This is a genomic window from Pseudomonas sp. SK2 (assembly GCF_016772395.1).
Classification (GTDB): domain Bacteria; phylum Pseudomonadota; class Gammaproteobacteria; order Pseudomonadales; family Pseudomonadaceae; genus Aquipseudomonas; species Aquipseudomonas taiwanensis.
On sequence record NZ_CP061944.1, the window covers coordinates 3,553,856 to 3,569,944 of the forward strand.

Genomic DNA, 16,089 nt, shown 5'->3' on the forward strand with positions numbered 1-16,089 from the left:
CTAGGAAATCAGACTTTCAAGCTCTTGTGCTGATAGACGTTTGAGGGCCTCCAAGGATTTAGCCAACTCGTCTTCGACGGGCTGGACGTCTGTTTGCAACTGCTTCACCTGCTCGGCGAACTGCTCGAGGCTGTCACTCTGGAACAGGACCTTGAGTGGCACGTCGAGCCCCAGCTGCTGGCGGATCTGCATCAACATCTGGGTCGCCAGCAGCGAATGGCCGCCGAGGTCGAAGAAGTTGTCGTACAGGCCGACCCGTTCGAGCTTGAGCAGGGTCTGCCAGACCTGCGCCAACTGTTCCTGCAAGGGGGTCTGCGGCGCCACATAGGCCTGTTGGCGCGGGCTGCTATCGGGTGTCGGCAAGACCTTGCGGTCGAGCTTGCCGTTGGGGCTCAGCGGCAGGCTGGTCAGCAGCACCAGGTACGTGGGCACCATGTAGTCAGGCAGCAGACTGCGCAGACGCGCCTTGAGCTGCTCGCCCAACTGCGGCGAATCTGGCTGGTGCGCCACCACATAGGCGGCCAGCTGCGTGTCGGCACCGCTGCCGACCGCCAGCACCGCCGCTTCGCGGACTTCGTCCTGCTCCAGCAGGCGTGCTTCGATCTCGCCCAGCTCGATCCGCAAACCGCGAATCTTCACCTGGTGGTCGATGCGCCCCCTGTACTCGATCACCCCGTCGGCGCGCTGGCGGGCCAGGTCGCCGGTGCGGTACAGGCGCTGGCCGGTGCCGAACGGGCTGGCGACGAAGCGCTCGGCGGTCAGCCCCGGACGGCGGTGGTAGCCTCGCGCCAGGCCTTCGCCACCCAGGTACAGCTCGCCCACCAGCCCCGCTGGCAGCGGCGACAGATCGTCGGCCAGCACGTAGACGCTGAGGTTGGCGATCGGCTGGCCGATGGGCACGCTGTCCAGGCCTTCGTCGCGGCAGGTCCAGTGGGTCACGTCGATGGCGGCCTCGGTCGGGCCATACAGGTTGTACAGTGCAGCGTTGGGCAGCTTGGCGAACACCTGCTGCTGGGCATCGACCTGCAATGCCTCGCCACTGCACACGATGCGCGACAGGCTGGTGCAGCGCGACACCCCTTCATCCTGCAGGAACACCTGCAGCATCGACGGCACGAAGTGCAGCGTGGTGATGCCCTGCTGCTCGATCAACCGCACCAGGCGCGCCGGCTCGCGGTGATCGCCCGGCGCGGCAACGACCAGGCGGGCGCCGACCATCAGTGGCCAGAAGAACTCCCACACCGACACATCGAAACTGAACGGGGTTTTCTGCAGCACGGCATCCGTGGCATCCAGGCCATAGGCCTGCTGCATCCAGCACAGGCGGTTGCTCAGGGCCTTGTGACGGTTGCCGGCCCCCTTGGGTTTGCCGGTGGAGCCGGAGGTGTAGATCACGTAGGCCAGGTTTTCTGGCTGCGGCTGTACGCCGGTAGCCTCGGTGGAGCACGCAAGGTAGTCCTGCTCATCCACATTCAGGACACGCATCGAGGTCGGCACCGGCAGTTGAGCGCGCAGGTGCGATTGAGTCAGCAGCAATGCGATACCGCTGTCCTCGACCATATAGGCCAGGCGCTCGCGCGGGTATTCAGGGTCCAGCGGCACATAGGCGCCACCGGCCTTGAGCACCGCCAGCAGGCTCACCACCATCTCGACACTGCGCTCCATGCAAATACCGACGAGCACATCGGGGCCGACGCCATGCTCGATCAGTCGGTGCGCCAACTGGTTGGCCTGCTGGTCCAGCTCGCGGTAGCTCAACTGGCGGTCGCCGAACACCAACGCAACCGCATCCGGGGTGTTCTGCGCCTGAGCTTCGATCAAGTTGTGGACGCAGGTGTCCGACGGGTAATCGACGACGGGGGCGTTGATGCCCTGCACCCACTGCTGCAACTCGCTGGCATCGCACAATGGCAAGGCTTGCACCCGTTCGCAGGGGTTGGCCACGATGCCCTGCAGCAAGTTGTGCCAATGACCTAGCAGGCGCTCGGCGCTGCAGCGGTCGAACAGGTCGGTGGCATAGGTCAGGCTGGCCACCAGCCCGGTGGGGCTTTCGACGGTATCCAGGCTCAGGTCGAACTGTGCCGAGCGCTCATCGCGAGTCACCTGCCGCACTTTCAGTCCCGGCACTGCCAGGCGCTGGCCAGCGCCCTCCAGTTGATGGTTGAACATCACCTGGAACAGCGGGCTGTGGCTCATGCTGCGCTGCGGCTGCAGCGCCTGGACCAGTTGCTCGAAGGGCAGGTCCTGATGAGCCTGGGCCTGCTGGGCCGCTTCGCGCACCTGCGCCAGCAAGGCTGTAAAAGGCTGCAGACCGTCGATGCGCGCCTTCATCACCTGGGTGTTGACGAAGAAGCCGATGAGTCGCTCGGTCTCCATTCGGTTACGGTTGGCCACCGGCACGCCCACAAGGATTTCAGCCTGCCCGCTGTAGCGGTGCAACAGTAGCTGGAACGACGCCAGCAACAGCATGAACAGACTCACATCCTGGCGCTGCGCCAACGCTTTGAGCCCATCCAGCAATGCCGGCGCAACGTTCAGGTCGAGCACCGCGCCCTGATGGCTGGCCTGGGTCGGACGTGGCCGGTCGCTGGGCAGGGTCAACACTTCAGGCGCCTCGCCCAGGTGGCCCTTCCAATAAGCCAGCTGGCGATCCCCCTCCCCCGACTCCAGCCATTGGCGTTGCCAGGCGGCATAGTCGGGATACTGGATCGGCACATCGTCCAGTGGCGCGGGCTGGCCCTGCAAGCGGCTGGCGTAGCAGGCAAGCCACTGTTCGACCAGCACGTTGACCGACCAGCCATCGGCGATGCTGTGGTGCAAGGCCAGCACCAGCACATGGTCGTCCGACCCGACGCGCAGCAGATTGATCCGGGCCAGCGGCCCCTGCATCAGGTCGAATGGCTGGCCGGTGCAATGTTCGGCATAGGCCTTGATCGCTGACTCGGTGTCTTCGTTCGCGCCCAGTTCATCGACCACCAGCGTCAGGCGCAGTGCCTCGTCGATCACCTGGCAAACCTGTCCCTGGTGCTCGATGAAGCGTGTGCGCAAGCTGCCCTGATGACGCACCAGGTCGTCAAGGCCGGCCTGCAGCGCAGCCCTGTCGAGGGCACCGTGCAAACGCAGCACTGCCGGGATGTTGTAAGCGCTGCCGGTCGGCTCCAGCTGCCACAGGAAGTGCTGGCGCTGCTGGGCGTAGGACAGCGGCTGCGGCCCCTGCTCCAGAGCCGGCACGATCGGCAGGCGGGCTACGTTGACACCGGCCTGGGCCAGCTTGGCAAACAGCTGCCGACGGCGCTCGCCATCGAGGTTGCGCAGGCGCGCCACCAGTTCCTCTGTACGGTCCTGCTTGTGCTCAGGCATTGCTTTCCTCCAGTTCATCGAGCGCGCCGAAGATCAGGTCGAGCTCATCGGCCGCCTGCCCGGCATCACCTTGCAGATGCGTCGCCAGCTGCCCGAGCTGGCGCAGTTCGTAGAATTCCTTGACCGGCAGCTCGACGCCGAATGCACTGCGAATGCGCGACAGCAGCATCACCGCCTGCAGCGAGTGGCCACCAAGGGCGAAGAAGTCGTCATCCAGGCCAACCCGCTCATGGCCCAGCACCTCCTGCCAGATCAACGCCAGTTGCCGTTCGAGTTCAGTCTGCGGAGCACGGAACCGTGCACACGTCGGTGCAGCATCGACCGCAGGCAGGGCCTTGCGGTCGAGCTTGCCGTTGGGGCTCAGCGGCAGGCTGGTCAGCAGCACCAGGTACGTGGGCACCATGTAGTCAGGCAGCAGACTGCGCAGACGCGCCTTGAGCTGCTCGCCCAACTGCGGCGAATCTGGCTGGTGCGCCACCACATAGGCGGCCAGCTGCGTGTCGGCACCGCTGCCGACCGCCAGCACCGCCGCTTCGCGGACTTCGTCCTGCTCCAGCAGGCGTGCTTCGATCTCGCCCAGCTCGATCCGCAAACCGCGAATCTTCACCTGGTGGTCGATGCGCCCCCTGTACTCGATCACCCCGTCGGCGCGCTGGCGGGCCAGGTCGCCGGTGCGGTACAGGCGCTGGCCGGTGCCGAACGGGCTGGCGACGAAGCGCTCGGCGGTCAGCCCCGGACGGCGGTGGTAGCCTCGCGCCAGGCCTTCGCCACCCAGGTACAGCTCGCCCACCAGCCCCGCTGGCAGCGGCGACAGATCGTCGGCCAGCACGTAGACGCTGAGGTTGGCGATCGGCTGGCCGATGGGCACGCTGTCCAGGCCTTCGTCGCGGCAGGTCCAGTGGGTCACGTCGATGGCGGCCTCGGTCGGGCCATACAGGTTGTACAGTGCAGCGTTGGGCAGCTTGGCGAACACCTGCTGCTGGGCATCGACCTGCAATGCCTCGCCACTGCACACGATGCGCGACAGGCTGGTGCAGCGCGACACCCCTTCATCCTGCAGGAACACCTGCAGCATCGACGGCACGAAGTGCAGCGTGGTGATGCCCTGCTGCTCGATCAACCGCACCAGGCGCGCCGGCTCGCGGTGATCGCCCGGCGCGGCAACGACCAGGCGGGCGCCGACCATCAGTGGCCAGAAGAACTCCCACACCGACACATCGAAACTGAACGGGGTTTTCTGCAGCACGGCATCCGTGGCATCCAGGCCATAGGCCTGCTGCATCCAGCACAGGCGGTTGCTCAGGGCCTTGTGACGGTTGCCGGCGCCCTTGGGTTTGCCGGTGGAGCCGGAGGTGTAGATCACGTAGGCCAGGTTTTCTGGCTGCGGCTGCACCTGTGGCGCCATCAGCGGGTAGCCCAGGTGCCCCTGCTTGTCGAGGCACAAGGTGGGCAAGCCTGCTGGCAGCGGCAGTTGTGGCAGTAGCTCGGTTTGAGTCAGCAGCAATGCGATACCGCTGTCCTCGAACATATAGGCCAGCCGCTCGCGCGGGTACTCAGGGTCCAGCGGCACATAGGCAGCGCCGGCCTTGAGCACCGCCAGGAGGCCAAGGACCATCTCCACGCTGCGCTGGGCGGCGATGCCCACCAGTACGTCAGGGCCTGCGCCCTGCTCGATCAGTCGGTGCGCCAGCTGGTTAGCCTGCTGGTCCAGCTCGCGATAGCTCAGCTGGCGGTCGCCGAACACCAGCGCAACCGCATCCGGGGTGTTCTGCGCCTGAGCTTCGATCAGGTTGTGGACGCAGGTATCCGACGGGTAATCGACGAAGGTGGCGTTCCACTGTTCGACCACCTGCGCTTGTTCGAGCGGCGCAAGCATGTCCAGCTCGCCCAGTGTGCGCTGCGCATCCTGCGCCAGGGCGACCAGCAACTGGGCCATATGGTCGTTGATACGGCGAATGCGCTGCGCAGTGAAGTGCGCCAGGTCGAAGCTGTAGTGCAGCGCCAGTCGCTCGCCCAAGGTGACCCCCAGGGTCAGCGGATAGCTGGTCAGGTCGCTGTGCCTGGCCGGGCCAAAGCGCAGGCCCTGCGGCGCCCCATGCTCCAGCGCCTCGGAGACCGGGAAGTTCTCGAACACCAGAATGTTGTCGAACAGCGCCTCGCCGCTGTGACCGACCCAACCTTGCACTTCGAACAGCGCGCTGTGCTCATGCTCGCGCATGGCCAGGCTGAGGTCCTGCAGGCCGCGCAACCATTGCGCCACGGTCTGTTGCGCACGCGGGCTGGCGGCCAGCGGCAGGGTGTTGATGAACAGGCCCAACTGGCGCTCCACGCCAGGCAAGTCGGCCGGGCGACCGGCTACGGTCGTGCCGACGGTCACGCAGTCCTGGCCGGTGTACCGCTGCAACAGCAACAGCCAGGCCGCTTGAACCAGGGTGTTGAGGGTGACTTTCTGCTGCCGGGCGAAGGCGTTCAGGCGCTGCGTCGCGACCGTGTCGAAATCATGATGGAACAGTGCGTGGCCGCTGCCGCTAGCCGGCTCGTCGCCTGCCTTGGCCAACAGCGTCGGTGCCTCGAATGCCGCCAGACGTTCTTTCCAGAAGCGTTCGCTGCTCCGCGCATCGCGCTGTTGCAGCCACTGGATGTAGTCGCGGTAACGCCCAACCGGGCGCTCAGACGCCTGGCCGTGGTAACGCTGCATCACCTCGCCCAGCAACTGCGAACTGCTCCAGCCGTCCATAAGGATGTGGTGGTGGGTGAACATCAGGTGATGACTGTGCTCGCCGGTACGCACTAGGGTCAGGCGCAGCAGGCCGGGACACGACAGATCGAAACCTCGGGCGCGGTCCTGCTCGGCCAGCACTTGCAGGGCGGCTGCCAGGTCGTCACGACCCCGCCAGTCGAGGCGGTTGAAATCCAGCGGCAGCTGGCGGTGGATGATCTGCAACTGCTGCCCAGCGCCTTGCCAGGCAAAGGCACTGCGCAGGATGTCATGGCTGTCCATCGCCGCCTGCCAGGCAGCACGAAAACGCTCGACCTCAAGGCCGTCGACATCCACGCACAACTGGTTGATGTACTCACCACTGCCCTGCTGCAGCAGGCTATGGAACAGCATGCCCTGCTGCATCGGCGAAAGCGGGTAGATGTCCTCGATCTGGCTGGCGGGCACGGGTAGCGCATCCAGCTGGGCCTGGTCGATGTTCGCCAGCGGGAAGTCGGACGGCGTGAGGCCCATGACCTCGGGCTGACAGCAATGCTCGACCACCGCACGCAACTGCCTATCGAAATCCGCGGCCACGCGGTCGATGGTGGCCGTGTCGAACTGCTCGCCGCTGAAAGTCCAGCGCATTTCCAACTCACCGTCGTAGACCTGGCCCTCCACTTCCAGCCAGTTGCCCAGCGGCGCGTCTTCGCTCAATTCGGCACCCGCGCTTTCACGGGCCGGCAGCAACAGCGCATCAGCGTCGAAGCTGGCGTCGAACTGCCCCAGGTAGTTGAAGGTCACGCGAGGCTGCGGCAAGGTTGCCAGCACATCGCACCCAGGCTGCGCCCCCAGGTAGCGCAGTACGCCGAAGCCCAGCCCCTTGGCCGGTACGCCGCGCAGCTGTTCCTTGATGCCCTTGAGGCAGGTGCCCAGGTCCTCGTGGGCGGTCAAACGCAGCGGGAACAGGCTGGTGAACCAGCCAACGGTGCGGCTCAGGTCGACATCGTTGAACAGGTCTTCACGACCATGGCCTTCGAGCTGGATCAGCACGTCGCTCTGGCCAGTCCAACCACGCAGGGTACGGGCCAGGGCGGTCAGCAGCAGGTCGTTGACCTGAGTGCGGTAGGCGGCAGGCGCCTGTTGCAGCAACTGGCGGGTGCCCTCGCGGTCGAGGCGGCTGCGCACGACCTGGCGATGACGGCTTTGCACGCTACCCTGTGGGCGATCGCAGGGCAGGTCGAGCGGGACATCACTCAGTAGGTCGGTCCAATAGCCCAGTGTTTCCTGCATGGCCGGTGCCTGGGCGAGAGCGTGCAGGCGCTCGGCCCAGGTCTGGAGCGAACTGGTCTTGGCCGGCAGTTGCGGCGAGCGGCCCTGGATCAGCTGGGTATAGGCCTGCTGCAAGTCCTCCAGCAGGATGCGCCAGGACACCCCGTCCACCACCAGGTGATGAATCGCCAGCAACAGGCGCTGGCTGCCATCGTTCAAGGTCGCCAACACGGCACGCAGCATTGGCCCCTGGGCAAGGTTCAGACTGGCCTGCGCCTGACTGTTCACTTCACCAAGCTGCTCGACGCTGAGGCCTTCACGGCACCACAACAGGTCATCAGCGCACGCGCTCGGCTCGGCGATCTGCGCCTGCCAGCGCCCGTCCTGCGCCACGAAACGCGAACGCAGGGCATCGTGATGGTTGACGATCGCGCCCAGTGCCTGGCGCAAGGCCCCTGCCTGCAATGCCTGTTTCGGCTGCAGCAGCAACGCCTGGTTCCAGTGATGGCGCGCCGGAATCGCCTGGGCAAAGAAATCGCTCTGCATCGGCAACAAGCCAAGCGGCCCGTGAACTGGCCCCTGGTCGACCACCGCACACGCCTCACCGCGACGAGCGACACTGGCCAGCCCCTGCACGGTCTGGTGCTGGAACAGGTCCTTTGGGGTGAACAGCAACCCGCCCTGGCGCGCTCGGCTGACCACCTGGATCGACATGATCGAATCGCCGCCCAGCTCGAAGAAGTTGTCGGTGATGCCCACCTGCTCACGCTTGAGCACATCCTGCCAGATGCCCGCAATTTGCTGTTCCAGCGCGGTGCGCGGTGCAACATGGTCATGCTGCAGCTGGCGGGTGTCAGGGCGTGGCAGGGCCTGGCGGTCGAGCTTGCCATTGGGGCTAAGGGGCAACTGGGCGAGCAACAGCACCTGTGTCGGCACCATGTAGTCGGGCAGCTGCTCTTGCAAACCAATGCGGATGGTTTCACGCAGCGCAGCTTGGGGGGCTGGGCCTGCATCGACCAACCCGCGGTCGGTCGGCACCACGTAGCCGACCAGTTGCAGGCCGTTGGCCCCCGGCAGCGCCAGCACCAAGGCATCGGCGACTTCTGCGCGCTCCAGCAGCCGGGCTTCGATCTCGCCCAGCTCGATGCGGAAACCTCGGATCTTCACTTGGTGATCGATCCGGCCGGCGTACTCGATCACCCCTTCGGCGTTGAACCGAGCCAAATCGCCGGTGCGGTACAGGCGCGCACCGCACCCACCGTAGGGGTCGGGAATGAAACGCTCGGCGCTCAGGCCTGGGCGCTGGAAGTAACCCCGCGCCAGCAGTTCGCCACCGATCACCAGTTCGCCGACTACACCCACCGGTGCCGGCAGACCGTTGTCGTCGAGCACCAGGATGTTGCGCCCGGGCAGCACGGTGCCGATCGGCAAGGTCAGCGGAATCGGCCGCTGGCCGCTTACATAGTCGTCGCAATCCAGGGTGGTGGCGGTAACCGTCGCTTCGGTCGGGCCATAGGTATTGAGCAGACGCACATGGCCCAGTCCGGCCTGACGCCAGGCCAACAACCCTTCCGGCGGCATTGCCTCACCGCCGCCATGTACCTGGCGCAGCACGCCGTAATCACGCGGGCCGACCGCGGCGAACTCCTTGGCCAGCATGTGCCAGTAGGCTGTGGTCAGGTCCATCACGCTGATGCGCTGCTCGATCAGCTGGCGGTAGAGGGTTTCGCTGTCCCAGATTTCGCTGCCGCGGATCACGACCGAGGCGCCGCAGATCAGGGCCGGGTAAAGCTGCTCGACGAAGCCGTCGAAGTTGAAGGTCGCGAACTGCAGCACCCGGTCAGCGGCGCTGAGGTTGAAAAAACCCAGCGACACGTGGGCGTGGCGCACCAAGGCACGGTGGCTGATACCGACGCCCTTGGGCCGGCCGGTGGAGCCAGAGGTGAACATGACGTAGGCGAGGTTGTCGGCCAGGGCCAGGTTGGGCAGGTCGCTGTCGTCGTCGTGAGCCCAGGCTTGGTCGTGGTCCAGGCACAGAGTCTGCACGCCCTGTGGCAGCGGCAAGCGCTGCAACAGGCTGTCCTGGGTCAGTATCAGGCGGCTGCCGCTGTCCTCGATCATGCATTGCAGGCGGTCGGCCGGGTATTGCGGGTCGAGCGGCACATAGCCGCCTCCAGCCTTGAGTACCGCCAGCAAGCCGACCACCATGTCCAGGCCTCGCTCGAGGGCGATGCCCACCAGTACCTCGCGACCCACACCGCGCTCGACCAGGGTTCGGGCCAGTCGATTGACCTGGGCGTTGAGCTCGCCGTAGGTCAGTCGCCGGCCCTCGAAGATCAAAGCGACCGCGTCTGGCGCGCGCGCCGCCTGGGCCTGGAACAGCTCATGCACTGTCAGCTCGTTCGGGTATCGGGCCTCGTTGCGCCCCCAACCTTCGACCACCTGGCGGTGTTCCTGCTCGTCCAGCAGGGCGATCTCCCCGATACGTTGGCCCGGGTTGCCGACCATCGCCTGCAACACCCGCAGCCAGTGCCGTGCAAAGCGCTCGATGGTGGCTGCCTGGAACAGGTCGCAGGCATAGGTGAAGGCCGCATTGAGCCGCCCCCCCTGCTCGTAGGTGTCCAGGCTCAGGTCGAACTGGGTGGTGCGGCTTTCCCATTCGATGACGCTCAGTTCCAGGCCCTGACCGACGTTCAGGCGAGTGACGTCGGCCACTTCCGGCTGGTGGTTGTACATCACCTGGAACAGGGGGTTGTAGCTCAGGCTGCGTTCGAGCTTGAGGGCATCGACCAGGCATTCGAACGGCAGGTCCTGGTGGTCCTGGGCGCCCATCGAGGCGGCTTTGATTTGGGCCAGCAGCTCGGCCACCGTGGTCATGCCATCCAGCCGGGTGCGCAGCACCTGGGTGTTGACGAAGAAACCGATCAGACCCTCGACTTCGTTGCGATTGCGGTTGGCAATGGGTACGCCGATGCGCAAGTCGCCCTGGCCGCTGTAGCGGTGCAGGACAATGTTGAAAGCCCCCAACAGCAGCATGAACAGGGTCACCCCCTGCTGCCGCGCCAGCGCGCGCGCCTGCTCGACCCACTGCGCATCGAGGGTCAGTTCATGGCGACGGCCCTGGTAGGTCGGCTGCACTGGGCGCGGGTGGTCGGTGGGCAGTTCCAGCACCGGGTGTTCGTCGCCCAACTGCGCCTTCCAGTAATCCAACTGGCGTTGCTGTTCGCCTGCCTCCAGCCAGCGACGTTGCCACAGGGCGTAGTCACTGTACTGGACCTGCAGCGCCGCCAGTTGCGGCTGGATGCCTTGGTCGTGTGCGTCGTAGAAACGGCAGAATTCATCGATCAGCACGCTCATCGACCAGCCATCGGAGACGATATGGTGCAGGGTCAGCAGCAGCACGTGTTCCTGCTCGTCAAGACGCAACAGGCGCACCCGCAGCAGCGGGCCCTGGGCCAGGTCGAACGGCTGCAGCGCCTGGGCTTCGGCCTCGGCCGCGACTTCGGCTTCGCGCTGCTCGGGCGACCATTGGCCGAGGTCGCGCCAGGCAATGCTCAACGCCTGCTCGCACGGGACCTGGCACAGGCTGTCGTCCGGCATCTGGCGGAACACCGTACGCAGGGTTTCGTGACGCTCGACCAGGCTGGCGAAGGCCTGCTCGAGGGCCTGGCGGTTGAGCACGCCCTTCAGGCGTACCGCAGCCGGCAAGTTATAGGCGCCGCTGTGTGGGTCCAGGTGCCAGAGAAACCACATCCGCTGCTGGGCAAAGGACAGGGCTTGGCGGTCTTCGGCAGGCACATCACAGGGAATCGGGAACTGGGAGAAGTCCACCCCTTCCTTGCGCAACGCCGCCAGAAATACCTGGCGTTTTTCCACGGGCAGACCGATGAACCGGCGAGCGAGTTTCAGGGCGTCTTCAGCATTCATTTCTTGGCATCCGGAGCGTGGGTCGAATGACCCGATGACAGGTCGTCCCTATAGAACGAACCCAGACCGGAAAAATTAGCGCCGGCCTCTCGGTGGGCCGCGTAACGGTTAAATTGCCGGGCGCACGACTCGTCCACTCGGTGAACCCGATGCCAAAGGACCGACCATGGCCACCCCCTCCTCCCTCGCCAGCGCCATGCAGCGCGGCCTGCGCAAACTGGCTGGCGGGCTGGGGCAGAAACCCAGCCCCTACCGGCTGTTCGACCTGCAACTGGTGCACAAGATCGAGCTGAGCCCTTCACTGTGCCGCCTGGTGTTCACCGGGCCCGATGTGGCCAGCATGAACTGCGCCGGGCCCGACCAGCGGGTCAAGCTGTTCTTCCCCGCGGCGGACGGCAGCCTGCCGGCCCTGCCCCATGACAGTCACTGGAACGAGGCGCGCAAACAGCTCCCGGAGGCCTCCCGCCCGCCGATGCGCACCTACACCATTCGAGCCTTGCGCCGGGCCCAGGCGCAGGTGGACATCGACTTCGTCATGCACGGCGTCAACGGCCCCGCCTCAGCCTGGGCGACCCGCGCCCGCAGCGGTGACTGCTTGCAGATGCTGGCGCCCAACCTGGCCTACCCCAAGGACCCCGGCGGTTACGAGTGGAACCCACCTGCCGGCGTCGGCCGCGTGCTGCTGGCGGGCGACGAGACCGCCCTGCCGGCCATCGCGTGCATCCTCGAAGACCTGGCCGCAACCCAGCAGCCAGCGAAGGTGCAGGCATTCATAGAAGTACCTTTGCAAGCGGACTGCCTGGAGCTCCAATGCCCCCGCGATACCCATCTGCACTGGCTGCCGCGCGACGCACTGGGCAGCGAGCCCGGGGCCGCCCTGCGTCATGCCGTCGAGCACCTGGCCGACCTCCCGCAGGTAAAGGCGCCGGGTACGGCCTGCCATCTGGAAGCGATCGACATCGAGCAACGCCGACCCTGGGAGCTGGCCCAGGCACGACACGGTGATTTCTATGCGTGGGTAGCCGGGGAGTCCGCCACGGTGATGCAGGTCCGTCGGCACCTGATCAACGACCGACACATGGATCGCGCCTGCCTGACGCTGATGGGCTACTGGCGTCGGGGGCGTTCGTTCGAGTGATGGTTTCGGGTGCCGTACACCCTGTATCGCGCCTGTAGTCGCCGGCTTACCGGCGAAGGGGCTGCCATGCAGCCCAAGGCACTATCAGAGCGCCGCAGCCAAAGCCTCGGCGAATCGCTGGGCGACCTCGTCGATCTGTTCGGCGCTGATGATCAGCGGCGGCAGGAAGCGCACTACCGCTCCATGACGCCCACCCAACTCCAGAATCAGCCCACGCTTGAGGCATTCGCGCTGCACCTTCGGCGCCAGTTCGCGGTGGGCCGGCGGGTGGCCCAGCGCATCGGCCCGGCCATGCGGGTCGACCAGTTCCACCCCCAGCATCAGACCGCGGCCACGAATATCGCCCAATTGCGGGCAGTCCCGCTGCAGACGCAGCAGATGGCCTCGCAGGCGCTGCCCCATGGCGTCAGCATGTTCGGCCAGACGGTGCTCGCTCAGGTAGTTGATCACCGCCGAGCCCGCTGCCATGGCCATCTGGTTGCCACGGAAAGTACCGGCATGGGCGCCTGGCTTCCAGGTGTCCAGCCAGTTGCGGTACACCACCACCGCCAGCGGCAGGCTGCCGCCGATGGCTTTGGACAGGGTCACCACATCCGGAACGATGCCGGCGTGTTCGAAGGCGAACATTCGCCCGGTACGGGCGAAACCACTCTGGATTTCATCGACGATCAGCGCCACGCCGGCCTGCTCGGTGATGCGGCGTACACCCTTGAGCCATTCGATATCGGCCGGAATCACCCCGCCCTCGCCTTGCACCACTTCCAGAATGACTGCGGCAGGCAACGGCACACCGCTTTCCGGGTCGAGCAGCAGGTTTTCCAGGTAATGCAGGTTGGCTTTCACCCCTGCCTCGCCGCCCAGGCCGAAGGGGCAGCGGTAATCGTAGGGGTACGGCATGAACTGCACGCCATTCCCCAGCAGCGCGCCCAAGGGCTGTTTCGGGCCGTGGCTGCCCATCAGGCTCAGCGCACCCTGGCTCATGCCATGGTAGGCACCGTGAAACGCCAGCACCGTACTGCGTCCGGTGGCCGTACGTACCAGTTTCAGGGCCGCTTCCACCGCATCGGTGCCGGTCGGGCCGCAGAACTGCACTTTCGCTTCACGGCGCAGCGCCTCCGGCAGCACGCCGAACAGGTCCTGGACGAAGCTGTCCTTGACCGGGGTGGTGAGGTCCAGGGTGTGCAGCGGCAGTTCGTCAGCCAGCACGCGCTGGATCGCTTCGATCACCACCGGGTGATTGTGACCCAGGGCCAAGGTGCCGGCTCCGGCCAGGCAGTCGATGAACTGGCGGCCTTCAATGTCCTCGACGTGAATGCCACGGGCGCGCTTGAGCGCCAGCGGCAGGCGTCGTGGATAGCTGCGGGCATTGGATTCCTGCTGTTGCTGGCGCTGCAGCAAAGGGGAATCGGCGAACTCATACAGGGGTTGCGGCGCGCTGGTCGGTAGGACCTGGGCAAGGCTGGAAGCGGTCGACATCGGTAAATCCTCGCAAGCAAGCGAATGTACCCCGTCACGCCCCTGTAACCGGATGTGTGTCGGGTAGTAGTCGCTTGGGAAACGCTTTGGCGCGAGGAGGATTTAGCGTTTGATGTGCGAAATTGTGCAGGGTTCGACGGTCTCATCGCCGGCAAGCCGGCGATGAGGCCAAGGAAGATCAGCTACCCGAGCGTGCTGGCACCTGCAGCAGCACCCGCAGCCCATCGCTGCGACTGTCGAACCTGAGGCTGCCGGCACAACGCTGAACGATCGCCTGCACGATGGCCAGCCCCAACCCGCAGCCGCCGCTCTTGCCAGTGCGCCAGAAACGCTCGGTCAGGTGCTCCAGGTCCTGCTCGGCAATGCCCGGCCCGTGGTCGCGGACCATGAAACCCACCTGTCCATCGGCCATGTGGACATCCAGCTCCACCGCCGCCTCACCGCCATGGCGCAGGGCGTTGTCCAGCAGGTTGCGCAGCGCCGCCACGGCCAGCGGCGCGGGCATGCCCAGGTAGATCTGCGCGGCTTCATCGGGCAGGCGCAAGACGATGCGCCGATTGTCCCCTCCCCCAGCATCCTGCACCGCTTGGCGGGCCACTTGCTCGGCGCTGCACTGCACGCCATCCTCGAATGACAGGCTGCCTTCCACCCGGGCCAGCATCAGCAGTTGCTCCAGCGTGCGGTGCATGCGGTCAGTGCCCTGCTCGGCGTGCTCCAGCGCTTGCTCGCGAACCGCGCCATCGGTCATCCGCGCCACCTGCAGGTGGGTCTTGATGGCGGTCAGCGGGCTGCGCAGTTCATGGGCGGCATCATCGGTCAGGCGCCGCTCGCGCTCGATGGTCTGGGCGATGCGCAGGAACAGCTGGTTCTGCGTCTCCAGCAAAGGTTGCAATTCGCTGGGCAAGCCCGCCACCTGAAGCGGCTCGACACTGTCGGCGCGACGCCTGCGCAAGGCATCGCGCATGCGGTTGAGCGGCTCCAGGCCCTTGCCCAAACCGATCCACAGCAAGCCCAGGCTGCCGAGCAATGCCATCAATACCGGCGCTGATGCCGCCAGCAGAATCGACTGGTTCAGCGCCTCACGCTCCTGATGGCGATCGGCGGTGGTGATACGTATGTCGCCGTGGTTATAGGTGAAGGTACGCCACGAAGCTCCGTCGATGGTCTGATCGCGAAAACCACTGCGCTGGTCATCCATGGCGCCGTCGTGCTTGTGGTTGCTGGCGAGAATCTCCCCTCGCAGCGAACTGACCTGGCAGGCCATGCCGTCCGGCACGCTGAACTGATCGGCCGAAAAATGTGCATCTTCGCCCTTGGCGGTCAGAGGCTGCGGCAACTGGTCGACCAGGCCGGCGACCATCCGCGCAGACGCCACCAGGCGCTGGTCGAGGGAGAACATCATCTGCTGGCGCAGGTCTCGCAGCATCCAGGCGGCAGCCAAGGCCCAGATGATAATGAAAGCGCTGCCCAGGATCAGGCTCAGGCGCACGCGCAGGCTCATGGCGCAACCTCTTCAGGCGCCTGGGCCGGCCCCAGACGGTAACCCAGGCCACGCACGGTTTCGACGATGCCATTGCCGAGCTTGCGACGCAGGTGATGGATATGCACGTTCAATGCGTTGCTTTCGACCTCGTCGCTAAAACCGTACACGCAATCCTTGAGCTGCTCGCTGGACAACACCCGACCGGGGTTCTGCAGCAGCGCCTGGAGCAAGGCCTGCTCGCGCCGCGACAGATCCACCGATTTGCCGGCCAGGGTCGCTTCGCAGCTGCTGGGGTCATACTGCAGCGGACCATGCTCGATGACATTCACTGCGCGCCCGGCCACCCGTCGCAGCAGGGTATGCAAACGCGCAGCCAGCTCACGCAGGTCGAAGGGTTTGAGCAGGTAGTCGTCGGCACCGGCCTGCAGGCCGTCGACCCGGTCGGTGACCGCATCGCGCGCGGTGAGCACCAGCACGGGCAAGTTCTCGCCCTGCTGGCGCAGGCGACGCAGCAACTTCAGGCCGTCTTCGTCAGGCAGGCCCAGGTCCAGAATCATGACGTCGAACTGCGCGGCCTGGAGCATGGCACGGGCGCCAGCTGCGTTGGCCACTCGGTCCACGGTCAGGCCCTGGGCGGTGAGGCCGGCGCAGATGCCGCTGGCGATCAGATCGTCGTCCTCGCAGAGCAGAACGTGCATGGTGGGGCTCCCAGGATGGTGTAACAGGCATTGCACT

Annotated in this window: 6 protein-coding genes; 1 reads left to right on the forward strand and 5 read right to left on the reverse strand. The window is 65.7% G+C overall.

Annotation, left to right across the window (positions count from 1 at the left end; translation table 11 throughout):
* Together IF103_RS15960 and IF103_RS15965 are read right to left on the reverse strand one after the other, a co-directional pair.
* The gene (locus IF103_RS15960) at positions 1 to 3,324 is read right to left on the reverse strand and encodes an amino acid adenylation domain-containing protein (RefSeq protein ID WP_502709918.1); all 3,324 of its coding nucleotides are present in this window, start codon (positions 3,322 to 3,324) and stop codon (positions 1 to 3) included.
* Positions 3,325 to 3,352: 28 nt separating this feature from the next.
* Positions 3,353 to 11,257, reverse strand: coding sequence for a non-ribosomal peptide synthetase (locus tag IF103_RS15965; RefSeq protein WP_202675471.1), 7,905 nt, complete (start codon positions 11,255 to 11,257; stop codon positions 3,353 to 3,355).
* A gap of 166 nt (positions 11,258 to 11,423) precedes the next feature.
* On the opposite strand from IF103_RS15965, the gene IF103_RS15970 reads away from it, so the two are divergent.
* Positions 11,424 to 12,395, forward strand: coding sequence for a siderophore-interacting protein (locus IF103_RS15970; RefSeq protein ID WP_202675472.1), 972 nt, complete (start codon positions 11,424 to 11,426; stop codon positions 12,393 to 12,395).
* A gap of 84 nt (positions 12,396 to 12,479) precedes the next feature.
* Here IF103_RS15970 and IF103_RS15975 read toward each other — a convergent pair whose 3' ends face one another.
* The 3 genes from IF103_RS15975 to IF103_RS15985 form a co-directional block, all read right to left on the reverse strand.
* Positions 12,480 to 13,871, reverse strand: a complete 1,392-nt coding sequence (locus tag IF103_RS15975; protein ID WP_202675473.1) for an aspartate aminotransferase family protein — start codon at positions 13,869 to 13,871, stop codon at positions 12,480 to 12,482.
* A gap of 178 nt (positions 13,872 to 14,049) precedes the next feature.
* Positions 14,050 to 15,372 carry an ATP-binding protein gene (locus IF103_RS15980; protein ID WP_023381390.1) on the reverse strand — a complete coding sequence of 441 codons (1,323 nt, stop codon included), beginning with the start codon at positions 15,370 to 15,372 and terminating at the stop codon, positions 14,050 to 14,052.
* Positions 15,369 to 16,052 (reverse strand): response regulator, encoded by a 684-nt coding sequence (locus IF103_RS15985; RefSeq protein ID WP_023381391.1) that lies wholly within the window; start codon positions 16,050 to 16,052, stop codon positions 15,369 to 15,371. Before IF103_RS15985 ends, IF103_RS15980 begins: the two co-directional genes overlap by 4 nt.
* Positions 16,053 to 16,089 lie beyond the last annotated feature (37 nt).